General features: G+C 37.8%; 16 protein-coding genes. 13 read left to right on the forward strand and 3 right to left on the reverse strand.

The features are described 5' to 3' along the window. Window positions 1-64: 64 nt before the first annotated feature. From aroC to GQR45_RS08520, 8 genes are all read left to right on the forward strand, one after another. On the forward strand, window positions 65-1,162 hold the full coding sequence (aroC, locus tag GQR45_RS08485; protein ID WP_008138551.1) for a chorismate synthase: 1,098 nt from the start codon (window positions 65-67) through the stop codon (window positions 1,160-1,162). A 119-nt stretch (window positions 1,163-1,281) separates the two neighbouring features. Then, window positions 1,282-1,659 (forward strand): DUF4112 domain-containing protein, encoded by a 378-nt coding sequence (locus GQR45_RS08490; RefSeq protein ID WP_165725677.1) that lies wholly within the window; start codon window positions 1,282-1,284, stop codon window positions 1,657-1,659. Window positions 1,660-1,765: 106 nt separating this feature from the next. Beyond that, window positions 1,766-2,413, forward strand: coding sequence for a glutathione S-transferase family protein (locus GQR45_RS08495; RefSeq protein WP_165725678.1), 648 nt, complete (start codon window positions 1,766-1,768; stop codon window positions 2,411-2,413). Between the two features lie 62 nt (window positions 2,414-2,475). Further along, the gene (locus tag GQR45_RS08500; RefSeq protein WP_010554668.1) at window positions 2,476-2,937 is read left to right on the forward strand and encodes a zinc-ribbon domain containing protein; all 462 of its coding nucleotides are present in this window, start codon (window positions 2,476-2,478) and stop codon (window positions 2,935-2,937) included. 117 nt (window positions 2,938-3,054) lie between these two features. Next, the gene (locus tag GQR45_RS08505; protein ID WP_010554670.1) at window positions 3,055-3,609 is read left to right on the forward strand and encodes an elongation factor P hydroxylase; all 555 of its coding nucleotides are present in this window, start codon (window positions 3,055-3,057) and stop codon (window positions 3,607-3,609) included. Next, window positions 3,599-4,762 (forward strand): ATP-NAD kinase family protein, encoded by a 1,164-nt coding sequence (locus tag GQR45_RS08510; RefSeq protein ID WP_165725679.1) that lies wholly within the window; start codon window positions 3,599-3,601, stop codon window positions 4,760-4,762. Before GQR45_RS08505 ends, GQR45_RS08510 begins: the two co-directional genes overlap by 11 nt. Next, the gene (locus GQR45_RS08515; protein WP_002962183.1) at window positions 4,759-5,034 is read left to right on the forward strand and encodes a YfcL family protein; all 276 of its coding nucleotides are present in this window, start codon (window positions 4,759-4,761) and stop codon (window positions 5,032-5,034) included. The genes GQR45_RS08510 and GQR45_RS08515 overlap by 4 nt, the downstream gene beginning before the upstream one ends. A gap of 143 nt (window positions 5,035-5,177) precedes the next feature. Continuing rightward, complete coding sequence (locus GQR45_RS08520) at window positions 5,178-6,731, forward strand: AbgT family transporter (RefSeq protein WP_101216627.1); 1,554 nt, start codon at window positions 5,178-5,180, stop codon at window positions 6,729-6,731. 80 nt (window positions 6,732-6,811) lie between these two features. On the opposite strand, the gene GQR45_RS21345 is transcribed toward GQR45_RS08520, so the two are convergent. The 3 genes from GQR45_RS21345 to GQR45_RS08535 all read right to left on the reverse strand — a co-directional run bounded on the left by GQR45_RS21345 (window position 6,812) and on the right by GQR45_RS08535 (window position 9,915). Then, window positions 6,812-7,126 carry a hypothetical protein gene (locus GQR45_RS21345; protein WP_240920188.1) on the reverse strand — a complete coding sequence of 105 codons (315 nt, stop codon included), beginning with the start codon at window positions 7,124-7,126 and terminating at the stop codon, window positions 6,812-6,814. A 511-nt stretch (window positions 7,127-7,637) separates the two neighbouring features. Then, window positions 7,638-9,491, reverse strand: coding sequence for a DEAD/DEAH box helicase (locus GQR45_RS08530; RefSeq protein ID WP_165725681.1), 1,854 nt, complete (start codon window positions 9,489-9,491; stop codon window positions 7,638-7,640). Window positions 9,492-9,651: 160 nt separating this feature from the next. Further along, the gene (locus tag GQR45_RS08535) at window positions 9,652-9,915 is read right to left on the reverse strand and encodes a GrxA family glutaredoxin (protein WP_007585470.1); all 264 of its coding nucleotides are present in this window, start codon (window positions 9,913-9,915) and stop codon (window positions 9,652-9,654) included. 257 nt (window positions 9,916-10,172) lie between these two features. Between GQR45_RS08535 and GQR45_RS08540 the strand changes: the two genes are divergently transcribed. The 5 genes from GQR45_RS08540 to GQR45_RS08560 all read left to right on the forward strand — a co-directional run bounded on the left by GQR45_RS08540 (window position 10,173) and on the right by GQR45_RS08560 (window position 16,539). Then, window positions 10,173-11,210 carry a response regulator gene (locus tag GQR45_RS08540; protein WP_024593897.1) on the forward strand — a complete coding sequence of 346 codons (1,038 nt, stop codon included), beginning with the start codon at window positions 10,173-10,175 and terminating at the stop codon, window positions 11,208-11,210. Between the two features lie 22 nt (window positions 11,211-11,232). Next, a complete protein-coding gene (locus tag GQR45_RS08545) occupies window positions 11,233-11,841 on the forward strand; it encodes an isochorismatase family cysteine hydrolase (protein ID WP_165725682.1) in 609 nt (202 codons plus the stop codon). Then, window positions 11,834-14,644 carry a PAS domain-containing hybrid sensor histidine kinase/response regulator gene (locus GQR45_RS08550; protein ID WP_165725683.1) on the forward strand — a complete coding sequence of 937 codons (2,811 nt, stop codon included), beginning with the start codon at window positions 11,834-11,836 and terminating at the stop codon, window positions 14,642-14,644. Before GQR45_RS08545 ends, GQR45_RS08550 begins: the two co-directional genes overlap by 8 nt. Before the next feature lie 365 nt (window positions 14,645-15,009). Then, window positions 15,010-15,300: a hypothetical protein gene (locus GQR45_RS08555; protein WP_165725684.1), complete on the forward strand. Its 291-nt coding sequence runs from the start codon at window positions 15,010-15,012 to the stop codon at window positions 15,298-15,300. A 426-nt stretch (window positions 15,301-15,726) separates the two neighbouring features. Then, on the forward strand, window positions 15,727-16,539 hold the full coding sequence (locus GQR45_RS08560) for an EAL domain-containing protein (RefSeq protein WP_139016253.1): 813 nt from the start codon (window positions 15,727-15,729) through the stop codon (window positions 16,537-16,539). Window positions 16,540-16,568: the final 29 nt, after the last annotated feature.

The raw sequence follows: 16,568 nt of genomic DNA on the forward strand, positions 1-16,568 counted from the left end.
GTAAAAAATGAATAGCCAAGCCGTGTGCTTGGCTATTGGTAGTCATTAGGAATGAGGAAAGTTAATGGCAGGTAATAGCATTGGACAGTTATTTAAAGTGTCCACCTTTGGTGAGAGCCACGGCGTTGCATTAGGCGGCGTTGTTGATGGTACTCCCGCAGGTCTTGAAATCACAGAGGCCGACTTACAAATTGATTTAGATCGCCGAAAACCAGGCCAAAGCCGTTATACAACGCAGCGCCGCGAAAGCGATCAAATAAAAATATTAGCAGGCGTTTTTGAAGGTAAAACCACAGGTACCAGCATTGGTTTATTAATTGAAAACACCGATCAACGCTCGCAAGATTACGGCAAAATTAAAGATGTATTTCGCCCAGGTCATGGCGATTACACGTATTGGCATAAGTACGGCCTGCGCGATTATCGTGGTGGCGGCCGTTCGTCTGCACGCGAAACCGCAATACGCGTAGCGGCAGGCGCTATCGCTAAAAAATACTTAAAGCAATTTCATGGTATTGAAGTTAAAGCATGCTTAAGCCAGCTAGGTCCTATTAAGGCGGAAACGTTTGATTGGGACGAAGTTGAAAATAACTTATTCTTCTTCCCTGATGCAAGTAAGCTTGAAGCGCTTGACGAATATATGCGTGACCTTAAAAAGCAAGGTGACTCAGTTGGCGCTAAAGTAAAAGTAGTGGCAAGCAATGTACCTGTTGGTCTTGGTGAGCCAGTATTTGACCGCCTTGATGCCGAACTTGCACACTCATTAATGAGTATTAATGCAGTTAAAGGCGTTGAAATTGGTGATGGCTTTGACGTAGTTGAGCAAAAAGGCTCTGAGCATCGCGACGAGCTAACCCCTGAAGGTTTTACATCAAACCATGCAGGTGGCGTACTTGCGGGTATTTCGACAGGGCAAGATATTATTGCTTCTATTGCGCTAAAACCAACGTCGAGTATTACCATCCCAGGTAACAGCATTAATACAAGCAACGAAGCGGTTGAGATGATCACTAAAGGTCGTCACGATCCGTGTGTGGGTATTCGTGCAATCCCGATTGCTGAGGCAATGATGGCTATTACATTAATGGATCATTTACTGCGCCAACGCGGACAAAATCCACATGTAAACCACGAACACGGGCCAATTAACGGCTCTGTGTAAGTATTTATAATTATAAAAAACGCGGACTACCGCGTTTTTTTATGTCTGTAATTTAGTTCAAAGCCTTTCAGGAGTTGTTCAAGTAGGCCCTATATACTGCAAGAAGGAGGGTAGTAATCATGAACGATAATATTAATGAACACTCACAAATGAAAGCCCAAGCTGCAATAGCCCGCTTAGAGCGATTCAGTAAGTTAACTGATAGCAGCATTGGCATTCCTTTTACTAAATTTAATATAGGTTTGGAGGCTGTGATTGGTTTAATTCCCGTTATAGGTGATGCCGCAGGGCTAATTTTATCAAGTTATGTGCTGATAGAAGCCCAGCGTTTAGGTGTGAGTAAACGTATAAAGACTAAGATGATTATCAATATGATCATAGACTTTGTGGGCGGTTTAGTGCCATTTTTTGGTGATATTTTTGATGCCTTTTTTAAAGCTAACACGCGTAATACACAACTATTAAAAAAGCATTTAAACAAGCAGTTGAGTGAGTAATTAATAGCTTTAAGTAACAGTTAGCAAAGAGACTTTAAACAAAATGTTGTTGGTTGTTAAATCACCTAGTATGGTAGGAGCGTCTATTCACTTTGGTATTTACAATATGCAATTATTTATCGGTAATAAAAACTACTCTAGCTGGTCATTACGCGCATGGTATTTAATGAGTAAATTTGATGTTGAGTTTAGTGAAACCCAGCTAGTACTCGACACCCCCGACTTTTACAATGAACTAAAAAAGACCTTTGCTTTGCAAAAAGTCCCAGCGTTAATTGATGGCGATTTACAGGTATGGGATTCGCTAGCAATTTGTGAATATATTAACGATGCTTACTTATCAGGCGCTGCATGGCCAAAATATATTACCCAAAGAGCTAAAGCGCGTGCACTAAGCGCTGAAATGCATTCAGGCTTTGTGGCACTGCGCAGTGAAATGCCAATGAATATAAGAGCAACCCGTAAAGTAGACCTATCGAGCGAAGCACTAAAAGACATAGCCCGTATAGACGAAATATTTGCACAGCAACAAGATGTGTTTCCAAATGAGTGGTTTTTTGGTGACTTTAGTATTGCTGATGCCATGTATGTGCCTGTTGTACTGCGCTTAAAAACCTATCAAATTACGTTATCGCCAGAGGCACAGCAATATTGTGACTTTGTTATGCGCTGCCCAGTATTGCAAGCATGGATCACTCAGGCATTAACCGAGACCGATATTGTAGAGTGTGATGAAGCAGGAACGCCTGTATAATTATTGTTTTCTTATATGGCATGTTTTATACCTTAAAATCATAAGTTTAAACTAGGCAGCTCATGTATCTAAATCACCCAAGGTATGGCAATACACCAATAACTACCAATACCCCAGTGACAATAGAGGCGATAGAGAATGCGCACTGGCGTTACTCGAGCCTTAAATACTTCCCTAATACGGTAATATTGGCTGATATAAAAAAGCAAAACTATGCCATTTATCCTCGGGCACTTTATGTTGATATTGAAGAGAAGTGCGGGACTTGCTCTAAGGCATTTATTTTTTTTGCTCAAGAGCAGCAATATTGGTTTGAAACATTAAGATTTTGGGTCGATTCACACTGTACTCATTGCTTTGAATGCCGTAGACATGCCAGATATATACTAACTCTACGTAAACGGTACGATATGTTAACTAGCTTAGCCAATAAAACCTCAGGTGAAAAAACACAGCGTAAAGAACTTGGTAATACTCTTTACTGTTTAGGTATTATTAAAAATATCAATAAAGTGAAAGATTAGTCCGCTTATATTTTACTATCACGCCTTATTTTTACTTTAGTTGTAAAAGCCCGTACAATTCGTCTCGTTTTTACTGCGCAAAATAGCGCTGCAACCGAGAAAAATTAGCCTAATTTTATGCATCAAATAGCTGATCTAATTTCAATTTTTGAACGCACTTTTTATCAAAGTCATAATACATGTCTGATAAAAGGCGATTTTGAACCTGTGTATTTACCAGCAACAGAGCACGTGCCATATCACCAAGTTGTATTTGCGCATGGTTTTTACGCGAGTGCATTACATGAGGTTGCACACTGGTTGGTTGCAGGCGATGAACGTCGTTTATTAGAAGATTACGGCTATTGGTATTGTCCTGATGGGCGCGACAAACAAAAACAAGCTGAGTTTGAAAACGTAGAAGTAAAGCCTCAAGCTATAGAGTGGTTATTAAGCACCGCAGCAGGGTTTAATTTTAATGTGTCGGTGGATAACTTAAACGGCGAGCAAACATGTCGGTTTGATTTTCAGCAGCGAGTACATGCACGTGTATTATCGTTAATCGAAAATGGCTTTAACTCTCGTACAGAGTCACTTTTAAAAGCACTCTCTGATTTTTATAATACACAGTGGCCATTAACAGCGCAGCAATTTAATTGGCAACATCCGAAGGAGCTTTGTAATGGCGTTTAAATTAGGTTTAATTGTAAACCCAGTAGCAGGTTTAGGCGGAACAGTTGCCTTAAAAGGTAGTGATGGCGCACACACAGCCGCTAAAGCAATCGAATTAGGTGCAGAACCCAAAGCAAATAGCCGAACAAAAGCAGCGCTTGAAGTGCTATTGCCTTATAAAGAACGCTTAACCATTTACACCGTTAACGGTGACATGGGTGAGCAAACAGCAAAAGCCTTGGGCTTTAATGTAGAGGTTATATACAACACTGCTGCTATAACAACCCCAGATGACACAGAACAAGCAGCAAAAGTACTTAAAGACTTTGGTGTTGATTTAGTTTTATTTGCTGGAGGCGATGGTACAGCGCGTAATATTTGCCATGCAATCGAAGATACCATTCCCGTACTTGGTATTCCTGCAGGCTGTAAAATTCATTCTGGTGTATACGCCATTACACCCAAAGCAGCAGGGCGCGTAGTCGAAATGCTGGTTAAAGGTGAGTTAGTTACCTTAGCTGATGCAGATGTAATGGATATAGATGAAGATGCCTTTAGACAAGGCACAGTAAAAGCAAAGCGCTACGGCGAAATGCAAACACCTAGCGAAGTACGCTATATGCAAGCGGTTAAAAATGGCGGCAAAGAAACCGACGAACTCGTACTTGCCGACATTGCTGCGCATGTTGTATCGCAAATGGATGAAGACACATTTTATATAATGGGTAGCGGCTCAACCGTTGAGGCCATAATGGAAGAAATGGGACTTGAGAATACGTTGCTTGGCGTTGATTTAATAAAAGATCAAACCTTAGTTGCTCAAGATTTAACGGCGAAGCAATTACTTGAGCTTACACATGATCAAAGTACTAAGTTAGTCATTACGCTCATTGGCGGGCAAGGGCATATATTTGGCCGTGGTAACCAGCAATTGAGCCCTGCGCTTATACGCGCAATTGGCAAAGAAAATATTATTGTAGTAGCAACTAAAACAAAACTACAAGCGCTTAATGGTCGCCCCCTTATTTGTGATACAGGCGATGGCGAATTAGATGATGAATTAACGGGTTATATTAAAGTAACCACCGGATTTAACGACCATATTATGTATGCAGTAGGGCACCAAAACCTTGAAAATACAGGTGCTTTACAAAACCAGGAGATTAATAAATGAGTTTAGTGAACTATATCGATGCAGCCCAGCAGTACTTCGATGATTTAGTAATAAAAGCAACTGACGATGAGTTATTTGCAGGCGGCTATTTACGAGGTCATTTTGATCTTGCAGTTGGTTATGCCGAAGTAGAAAAGCTGACAATCAGTATAGATGAGCTAAACGAAACTGTAGAGCAGAGCTTAGTTAAAGCGTATCGTAATGGTGAGCTTAACGAAGAAGATAAGACATTAGTTGCACGCTTGTGGGAAGAAGTTAAAGCCCTCGCTTAAAAGTAAGTGATACAAAAAACACGATTTGTTTATCACTATCGTGTTTTTTTGTGTCCAAAACTTTTAAAGCTAATTTTTATGTTAATTTACTGTTTTGTTTTTATGCGATATTGTTACTAAAAATAAATTTAGGAACAATAAAAATGAATAATAATCAAGACGCTTTACCTTCAGGGGTTGTTGCGCGTTTTTTAAATTTTGTTGAACGGGTTGGCAATAAGCTTCCAGATCCAGCCGTAATATTTCTGTTCGCAATGTTATTAATTTGGTTTTTGTCGTGGTGGTTTTCAGGCGTGAGTTTTGATGCAATAGACCCACGAACTGGCGAAGCGATTATTATTAATAATATGCTGGCAAGTGATTCGCTCGCTACCTTTTTATCCTCTATGGTAAAAACCTTTACCGGCTTCGCTCCCTTAGGTGTCGTTTTAGTAGCTATGTTAGGTGTCGGTGTTGCAGAGCATTCGGGCTTCATTAATACCGGTCTTAAGTTAATGCTTAAAGTTACTCCTAAAAAGCTATTAACGCCTTCAATCATTTTAGTAGCCATTGTGAGCCATACCGCTACTGACGCAGGTTATGTATTAGTTATTCCACTTGCCGGTGTTATATTTTATGCTGCAGGACGCCATCCGCTTGCGGGTATTGCAGCTGCATTTGCAGGAGTCAGTGGTGGTTTTGGGGCTAACTTTATTCCATCAGGGATTGATCCATTGCTACAAAGCTTTACCCAAAGTGCGGCGCAAATAATTAATCCTGCAATAACAATTAACCCGTTAAATAACTGGGCATTTGCTTCAGCATCTAGCTTATTTATTGTGGCATTAGGCTGGTACATTACCGATAAAATTATTGAACCACGTTTACAAAAAACAGCAGTTGATGGTGCTAAAGAGGACTTACCTGTATTTGAAGATGCACGTAGTGATGAAAAACGTGCCTTTTATATAGCTAGTACCGTGATGATTGCAGGACTTGCGTTATTAGCATTTGTCTCTGCTCCAGACGATTCTGCAATGCGCAGTAGTGACGGATCCCTTACTAATTTTAGCTCTCCTTTAATGCAATCAATTGTACCACTAATATTTTTACTTTTTTGGCTACCTGGCACAGTATATGGTTTTACGGTAGGTACCTTTAAAACTTCAAAAGATATGATTGATGCAATGAGTAAAGCGATGAGCGGCATGGCATATTATATCGTCATGGCATTTTTCTGTTCGCTATTTATTGCTGCATTTAGTAAATCAAATTTAGGTGCATTACTCGCAATCGAAGGTGCGCAGTTATTAAAGGCAATGGAATTGCCAAGTGCAGTAACGGTTGTGGGCATTATCTTTTTAACTGGCTTTGTTAACTTGTTTGTAGGTTCAAGTTCAGCAAAATGGGCGTTACTTGGCCCTATTTTTGTACCGATGTTAATGCAACTTGGCATTTCGCCAGACTTAACTCAAGCCGCTTATCGTGTAGGTGACTCAAGTTCTAATATTATTACACCGTTAATGCCTTATTTCCCATTAGTGGTGGTGTACTGTCAAAAGTATGTGAAAGGCACAGGTATAGGTACTTTAATTGCTATTATGCTACCGTACTCAATCGCCTTTATGATTGGCTGGAGTATCTTTTTATTAGGTTACTGGGCACTTGGTATTCCACTAGGGCTTGATGCTAGCTACGTTTACCCAGCTTTGCCTTAACCTAAACCTTGATTTATGAACCTCACTCACTTGAGTGAGGTTTTTAAATAAAAGTCCTGTAATGTAAAAGTAAGTCTAAGTTACTTTTCTAAATCTCTCACTATATAGCCAAATAAGTTGGCCTCACCAACAATATACACATAATCGTTTTTGTTGTTCATTATTGTAGACTTAGCGTCGTACCACCTAAAATCATAAATTTTATTCGTTTTAGGGTCTTTGAAGTATAAATGAGTACAACTATCTTCATACTCGGTGCCACACTTTTGTACATCGGTCAGTATATATTCCTTATACCAATAGTCGCCTTGCGTGTAGTAAGCCCATAATTTAATGGGATCAGAGATAAAAATATAGAGTATTCCATAGATTAATAAAGGGGATAATGGGTACATGAAAATGGATGCCAATTTCATTTTTGTATCTGAAAAATTGTATTTAAGTGATTCTCTATATTTACTGCAGCGTTTGTATTTATTGAATATAAGTATATTTAAATAGATAAATAGTGCGCAACAGATAATAGGGACGGCTATAAAGAAAACAACGTCGTATAGCTCATTTGAGATGAATGGTGGATCTGTAAAGTCCATTAAAATAGGAATAGTGATGCATAATAAAATGGAGAGTATTATTGCTACAAAGAGCAAGTTGTCGTAAATCTTTTTCAATTTTTAATTCATCCGTGAACTATAGCCTTTGTTTAGTTTACAGAATTTTTGTTATTTTAAAAATCAGAGGAATATATTTTTAGGAATTAAGTAACCCGAACTCAGGCTAAAAAAACTATCTCAAGCTGCTATTGAATTGACGCGAAGGTTTACTTTGTATTCACTGTGGCAGCAGCTTAAAAACAAAAAAACCTTGTCACTTTCGTGGCAAGGTTTTTTATTAAAGAGTCGTTGCTTATTTAGCTGTGAAGCTTACTGGGCGACGTTCTTTACGAGGGCCAGTACGCTTATCACCGCGTTGGCTATCGTCTTTATCTTTACTAAAAGTGCGCTTTTTGTCACCAGCTGGACGCTCAGAGCGTTCTGCACGTGGCTCAGCAGGGCCTTGATCTTGTGTAATTGTTAAGCCCATAGGACGTTTACAAATAAACACTTTTTGGAAATGATCAAGTACATCTTTAGGCATGTTTTGCGGTAATTGAACCGTACTGTGATTGTCGTGTAAACGAATATCACCAATAAACTTGCTTGAGATGTCAGCTTCGTTAGCGATAGCGCCAACAATGTTCTTAACCTGAACACCGTGTTCACGACCTACTTCGATACGGTAAGTATCCATAGGGCCTGCATCACGGCTGTTACGTTCGCGAGGTTTACGCTCAGCGCGTTCACCACCACGTTCGTTACGACGTCCACGGTCACCACCGCGATCATTGCGGTCGTTACTACGTGGGTTGCGATCGTTACGCTCGTTACGTTCACGAGGTTGAATCTTAACTTCTTCAACTTTAATTGGAGACTGTTGCTGTGCTAAACACAGTAACGCACCCGCTAAGCTTTCAAGAGGAAGTTCAAGTTTTTCAGCCATGTTAGTAGCTATCTCGTTAAAGAATGTAATATCTTTGTTTTCAAGCGCAATAGTTAATTTTGCTTGTAACGCTTCAATACGTTTTTCTTCAACGATTTTTGCAGTTGGTAATTCAACTTGTGCAATTTCAGACTTCGTATGACGAATGATATTTTTAAGTAAATAACGTTCGTTATGTTTTACGAATAAAATTGCTTTACCAGTACGACCAGCACGACCTGTACGGCCGATACGGTGAACGTAGGCTTCAGAATCTTGTGGTATATCGTAGTTGATAACTAAGCTTAAGCGGTCAACATCTAGACCACGAGCAGCAACGTCTGTTGCAATAACAACATTTAGCATGCCGCTTTTTAAGCGTTCTACAGTGCGTTCACGTGCTTGCTGGTTCATATCACCATTAAGTGGAGCAGCAGAGAAACCTTCGCGCTCTAATAACTCAGCAAGTTGTACTGTATCGTTACGCGTACGTACGAAAACAATAGCACCTTCATACTGTTCAGCTTCTAAGAAGCGAACAATAGCTTTATTTTTATGTACGCTTGCATTCCAAAACACTTGCTCAACAGATGATACTGTAGAGTTACGCGCAGAAATATGAACCTGTTCAGGATTGTTCATATACTTGCTGCTGATGTTTTGAATTTGCTTAGGCATAGTCGCAGAGAAAAGACATGTTTGCTTTTCGCGCGGTGTTTTTTCCATGATGCTTTCTACATCATCGATAAAGCCCATACGTAACATTTCATCGGCTTCATCAAGTACAAGTGCTTGTAGAGCATCAAACTTGATAGTGCCACGGTTAATGTGATCGATTAAACGACCTGGAGTTGCAACAATAACCTGAGCGCCACGACGAAGTGCGCTTAATTGGATACTGTAGCTTTGGCCACCATATAGTGCCAATACTTCAATACCACGAACATGTTTAGCATATTGTTCGAATGCCTCAGCAACTTGGATCGCAAGCTCACGTGTTGGTGTGAGTACAAGGATCTGTGGCTGTTTCACAGACGGGTCAATATTATTTAGTAATGGCAGTGCAAATGCTGCGGTTTTACCTGTACCCGTTTGAGCTAGTCCCAGTACGTCCTTTCTTTCTAGCAATAACGGTATACATTGAGCTTGGATTTCAGATGGTGTCTTGTAACCCAACTCTTCAACTGCCTTCAAAATTGCAGGAGAAAGATTTAGAGATTCAAACGTGACTGGTTCTGACATTAATACGCCTCAACGAATTTAAAGAGGCGCGCATTATATAGGATTCGCGAGGCAAATGCTTGTATAAATTGAAACTAATTTGTATGTGTTTGATGTTGGTCGAAATTTAACCAGCTCAATGTAGGGTTTATTAAACTGGTTAACATATTTAATACAAAGCTTATTTATACAAGCCTAGGTTTTCTTTTGCATAAGCTTCAAATTCTGTAAATCCACCAATGTGATTTTGGTCTACAAAAATTTGTGGAACAGTAGGGCAAGGCTTACCCGCTGACTTTTCAAGGTCGGCTTTACTAATGCCTTCTTTAATTATGTCGATGTAACGAAATTTAAAGTCATCACGTTCATTTGATAATTGCTCAGCAACATCTTTTGCACGAACACAAAATGGACAGCCTTCACGGCCAAAAATTACGGTTAACATAGCTTTCTCCTCAATTTGATTAATATCAGTTTAAATGAATGGAAAATTATTTAAAGAGAAAAAAATCGATTGCACCATTCTAATAAAAGCATAAATCATATTATGCATAGCAATATGATTTGCAAAATGCGAATGAAAAACCAGAGCCCTGTTTGTCTAATACTTAAGTCTATGAATGCAAGTGTGTTTACAAGAATTAATTTATGGCACATAACTTGATGGTGTAGAGCTATACATTGGGTTAACGAGAATGCTTTATGAATATTAATAGTCACGTTTTAGAAATTATCCAAGGAGTAATAGGTAAATATTGTGAAACCCAAAGTCAAAAATTCTCTATTACCTTAATTAATAAGTTGCAATGTAACTACGTCTGTTTGCAAATTCCGCCAGAGCAAATGATTGCACAATGCGAGGCGTTTCTTACTCCGGCGCTAGCAGCAGTAAAACAGTGCTTTTTATTGACGCTCGAAGCAAATATTCAGGGAGTTAGTATTCACTATCAGATTGATGATTCTGAACAAGTAAACACGTTGGATTTTCACGGGCTCTTAGCAACTAAAGAGTCTGTTAGTTTAGCGCTTGATGTTAGACAAAATGTAGACGTTTTAACTGATTGCGAAGCGTTACTCAAAAGCTGTTTGAAAATGTCAGCTAATACTCACGATCGTTTTGGTTTAAATTTTAAATTATTTAATAGCACGCTTAGAGAGTCTGCACAGCTAGAGGATTTACGCCATCTTAGTGGTAACGCATTAATTGATAAATTAAATAGTGACAGCTTAAATACACACATAAAGTTGTGCTCTATTAACGACATTTACGAGCTGAGCCAAGCTCATAAACTATCTAAAAAAATATTAGGCTGGCCATTTTTTGATACCGACTTAATTACTATTTTAACAACATTTCACACACAAACACGTTTATCGGTATTAGTAGCAGACGACAGCTTACCGAGCCAAATTGCTACAAAAGTAATGCTTGAAATGCTGGGCTGCTTAGTAACGTGTGCAGAAAATGGTGCCAGTGCATTAACACTTGCTCAAAATGAACCATTTGACTTGCTACTTTTAGATGAGCGTATGCCAGGAATGTTTGGTAGCGATGTGGCGCAGCAATTAGTTAGGCAAAATACACCTAATAACAATACTCCTAAAGTTATTTTAACGGGGTTAACAGGCGATGAGCAAATAGCTGAGTTGTTTGATAAAGGAATTACTCACTATTTACAGAAGCCAGTGACAAAAGCGGTACTTGAGAAATTTATTAAACCTTGGCAGTTAGCCTCTTAAATTGATTAATAAGGAGAGAGTTATGGATGATTTCTCTAAGACAGCACCTATTTTAATTGGTTTTCAAAACAATTACTTTTTGCCAAAAGGCATTTTGTATGACGGGGTTGAAGAGTCATCAAGAATTACTGGCGTGGGGAAAAATACACTCTATTTATTGACCTTCTGCGCAGAGCAATTTGCTTTAGTTATTAATACACCCATTCACTTTACGCAAAACTATAGCGAGCTTAAAAATCCGATTGGTATATTAAAAGTCATTGCGGTGGGGGCATTTAAAGCGGGTTCGTACGGTGTTCAAACCATTAAGCAGATAGACCTTTTTAGTAATATTATAGAGGTGGTATTTGGGAAAAGAAGTTTAAATGCTTTTACACATATAGGTTTAGCCGAAAACATCAAAAAACATGGGACCACTAATATAATTTTAGCGGGTACTGTGTCTTCTATCTGTATTGATTCAACTGTGCGCACTGCTGTTGCACTTGGTTCTAATGCCACTATTTTAAGTGACTGCACACCGAGACGCACTCCTTTTGAACAAGCATTCTACCGTGAAAAGGTTTCCCTTCTTTATGTACGAGTTTGTCAGAGTAATACTTTTATAAAGTATTGGAGAGATCATGAATAATAATGATGAGCTACAAGTTCAAATCCAATATGCACTAGTTGAAAAACTTTCCAATAGTAATCGACGTCAAGCAAAGCTATTAGCTATTTTAGATGAGTGTATTTTTGAGTGTGATAAACATTTAAATTTTACTTATATTAATGAAGCTTGGGAGAAGAAGTTAGGTTACTCAACCGATTCATTAATTGGCTCCAATATTACTAAGTTAATGAATTGCGATGATATTATGCATTTTGTCGCATACAGCTGTTGTTTACTAGAAGGGAAGCAGGCTCCCAGTGTAGAAATACAAATTAAAAGCAGCATCGGGCTCATGAACTGGTTTGAGTTAAGGTTAGTTTATGATGAAAAAAGCGGCTTTATAGGCTCGTTCTATGACATTCAACGTCATAAAGATTCTCAATTATTGCTCACACAACAACAAAAATATGTAAAACGCTTATCGCTTGTTGCAAGCCATACAAATAACTTAGTAATAATTACAGATAAATTTGGCGTAATTGAGTGGGTTAACAATAGTTTTGAAGTACTTACAGGTTACACCTGTGATGAGGTTATAGGCACTAGCCCAGGTCAATTACTGCAAGGGCCAAAAACATGTGAAAAAAGTCGTAAGGTTATGTCTCACGCTGTAAAAAATGGGCTTCCTTTTCAAGTTGAAACCACAAATTATGATAAGAATGGTAACGTTTATTGGGTTGCTATTGATGCAAATCCAGTGCGAGATGATGAAGGTAAAGTAAAGCATTTTATCGCTATAGAAACTAATATTACGCAGCGAGTTAAAGCTGAACAAGCAATGGCAGAGATAGAATATAACTACCACTCTGTCGTCGATAATATTCCTGATATTGTTTTACGCCTTGATACATTTGGCAATTTATTATTTATAAATCAAGCATGGCAACGCGTCTTACACAGCAGTGTAGATGAGAGTCTTGGCTTACCTATAATTAAGTTTATAGCAAAAGAAGATGTAGAAAAAATTAGTAGCACTTTGCTTGATTATAAACAAGGTAAGCGTGATATACGTCGCTTTGATATACGTTTGATTAATGCACAAGGCATAAATAATTGGGTTGAAATGACACTTACTCCCATTGTGGGTGGCTACGAAAGCGATTTGTTATCTATTGCCGCAACACTTGTTGATATACAAGAACGTATTGAAAGCGAGCAAATATTGCTTGAAGCTAAACATCAGGCAGAAACATTAGCTGAGTCTAAAAGCCGATTTATGGCAAATATTAGCCATGAAATTCGCACGCCATTAAATGCCGTTATTGGCTCTGCAGATATTTTGCATCATACCGGTTTAACTTCTGAGCAAATGCGTTACACGCAAATGATTAAAACAAGCTCTGATGCATTACTGAGTGTATTGGACGATGTATTAACGTATTCGCGTTTTGAAGCACAAGCTATAACACTCGATAATCAGCCATTTAGTATTGATACGTGTATTGAAGAAGCAATAGATATTATTACCCAAAGTGCTTTGCAAAAAGGGCTTGAGGTTGTTTTTGATTTTTATCCTGATGTACCAGCTCAAGTAATTGGTGATCATGTACGTATAAGGCAAATAGTCATAAATTTATTAGCCAATGCGATTAAGTTTACTCAGCATGGTGTAATAACGGTTACTGTTAAGTGCACTCATATTGAAGGTAATAATTTAAACCTTTATATATCTGTAAAAGACACTGGAATGGGAATCGCAAAAAATAAAATAGAAAGTATGTTTATGCCTTTTATTCAATCAGATAATTCAATTACCCGAAAACATGGTGGTAGTGGCTTAGGCCTTGCGATATGTAAGCAAATTTGTGATGTAGTAGGGGGAGATATTTCGGTTAACTCTGAGCTCAATAAAGGGAGTGAGTTTATCGTTAATTACCCGTTAAAAATAGACACAACCGACTCAATATTGCGAGAGGGGTTTGCAGCACGAAGTAAAAAGCCAAGAGTATGGATTGTAGGACATAATCAAATTTTAAAAACCGCGTTGGAGCACACACTCACTCGGTTTTCTATCGCTTTTGAGCACTATGAAATATGTCCAGATATCCCTGAGTATGATAGTTTTCCTGATGCAATTGTATTAACTGATCCTCCAATGCTAGCCCAAACACGCGAGTGTATAAATACATATAACTCCCTTAATTCACCATGTTTACTTATCTTAGACTTACTAGGTGAAAGCTTATTACCGCAAAATCTTAACGACAGAGAGCTTAGGTTAAATGGCCCTTTTAAAGTATCGCATGTACCGCGAGCAATTAGTTTATTGGAAGAGCAGTTATTTCATTTAGATATTATATTTACTAATCGTGAACAAAAAGAAGCCTTAGAAAGCTCTTCAGGGTTAACTCAGTTGAATGGGACCAATGTATTGGTTGCTGAAGATAATACTAATAATCAAATAGTAATAAGACAGTTTTTAGAGCAAAAAGGTTGTCGGGTATATATTGCTAGCGATGGGCAAGAGGCAATAACGAAGGCTAAAAACAATAAAATTGATATTATTTTTATGGATATCCAAATGCCAATACTAGATGGGATCTCTGCAACTAAAGCAATCAGAAAGTTAGGTATAGCCACTCCTATAATAGCGCTCACAGCAAATGCAATTCATGGTGATAAAGAGCGATTTATTGAAGCGGGGATGAATGATTATTTAGCTAAACCAATTGTAAGTGAAACACTTTATTTATTGCTTGATAAATATGCACCAAAGCAGGCTATTGAATCTAAGCATTTAAAGCTTACTCGTTTAGTGCAAGTGTGGGAAAAGCTGGGTTGAGCAATTGAAGAGCAATATAAAAAGTGGGTTTGTGTTGCATAAAACTTGATAAACGAAGAAATTAACCTAGTATTTTAGGAGTAAGTTAAATTTATTTTTTAGTATTTAATGAGTGTTTTTATTATAGTTTTTCAATTTGATTCGCAAATTGCAATTCAAAATAAAAATACAACGTTACGAATTATTTTTGGATTCTAAATTACATTTTTATTTTTTTTAATACTTTGATTTTGTTGTTTATTTTATCTTTCGTTTGTTTTTGTTTAGTTGGCACGGCTTTCGCAACATATCAAATATCAAATATCAAATATCAAATATCAAATATCAAATCAAGACATTTTAGTTAAATTTTTAAGAGGTGCAATATGCAAACAAATACAAAAGCCAAACAACAACCTAAAAGTAATAATTGGGTACTTACACCTGAAATCATGGTTTTGTCTATTTTGCTTGTAGCTACCTTAGTAATAGGTATTACAGTTCTGCGCGGTAGCGATTCTGTAGAGCCGTTAACGGACATACAGCCGATTACTTTTACACAAGTTGATGTTGAAAATGCACAGTCGATGAGTAATACGTTTGACTCGCAAAATACTAACTATGCACAACATGTAACAGCCCCTAAAAACGAAAATAACGACACTCTTTCAAACTAGAGACTTTTGCGCAGGTAACTATTTATTGTTGCCTGCGTTTTTTTATGTTTCCTATCACCGTTTTAACTTTTTCTCCCTAGCTTTAAAATTACGTGTACGTTTTTTAATTCAAGCTGTGCGTAACTAAATTAGTTTTATCCAGCCTTTCTTTATACTCATCTTCAATTACTAATCCTTACTTTTAGCCAACAATTACTAACCGGTTTCTCTGTGCTGTTTGGGCTTGAGTAAGCTCTTATTTATTAATTTAGGTGCATTGCAAATTGAATTGCAAAATGCAAATAAAATAGAAAAATTTAAATACTCAAATAACTAAACTTAACCTTTTGAATTTGCTGTTTTTATTTTTGTTTTATTCACTTTCTAAATGGTCTGTAACTTGCTCTTGATTACATAAGTCACTAAGAGTGAAAATCGGAGCAAAACATGAATGCATTTAAGTACCTAGAAGCAGAAAGCCCAGTCAATCTCGCAAGATGGCATGAGTTAGAGAGAATCATGTCGGATGCAATGCAAAATAATTATTTTAAAATGGTTTATCAACCGCTTGTATCATTAGGAACGGGAAAGTTGGTCGGCTTTGAATCGCTAGTAAGGTGCCAATCACCCCGCTTTGGTATTGTAGGCCCTGATGAGTTTATCCCTCATGTAGAGCAATCGGGAATGATTTTAGAATTAGGTGACTGGATTTTTGAGCAATGTTTGTCTGATTTAAAACAGATGCGACATTTTGGTATGACAGATATTGCTGTTTCTTTAAATATTTCACCGGTACAAATTTTAGATGGTGATGTGTTTTCAAAAGTAATGGCTTTGCTAGAAAAGCACCAAATACCACCACAAGCCATTAAAGTTGAATTAACGGAAACAGCGCTCATTCATAGTCCTGATAAAATAGCTAAGGCGTTTGAAAACTTCCATAAAGAAGGCGTAAAGGTGTGGATTGATGATTTTGGCACTGGGTACGCGTCTTTAGGTCTACTTCGTCAATTTGATATTGATGGTTTAAAAATTGATCGCAGTTTTGTAAGTGGTATTGCAACTAATAACGAAGACTTTACGTTATGTAGCGCAATTATTGCGATGGCTCAACGATTGGGCTTACAAACTGTAGCAGAAGGCATTGAAGAGAATGAGCAATTACAAATATTAGAACAACTTGGTTGTGATATTGCTCAGGGGTACTTGCTCGATAAGCCGCAAACATTAACAAAAAGTATTGATACCTGGGCTCTGTAATTGTTTATATTCATTTTGATTTGCAAAAT

It is taken from the genome of Pseudoalteromonas sp. SA25, from assembly GCF_011378705.1.
Lineage (GTDB): Bacteria > Pseudomonadota > Gammaproteobacteria > Enterobacterales > Alteromonadaceae > Pseudoalteromonas > Pseudoalteromonas arctica.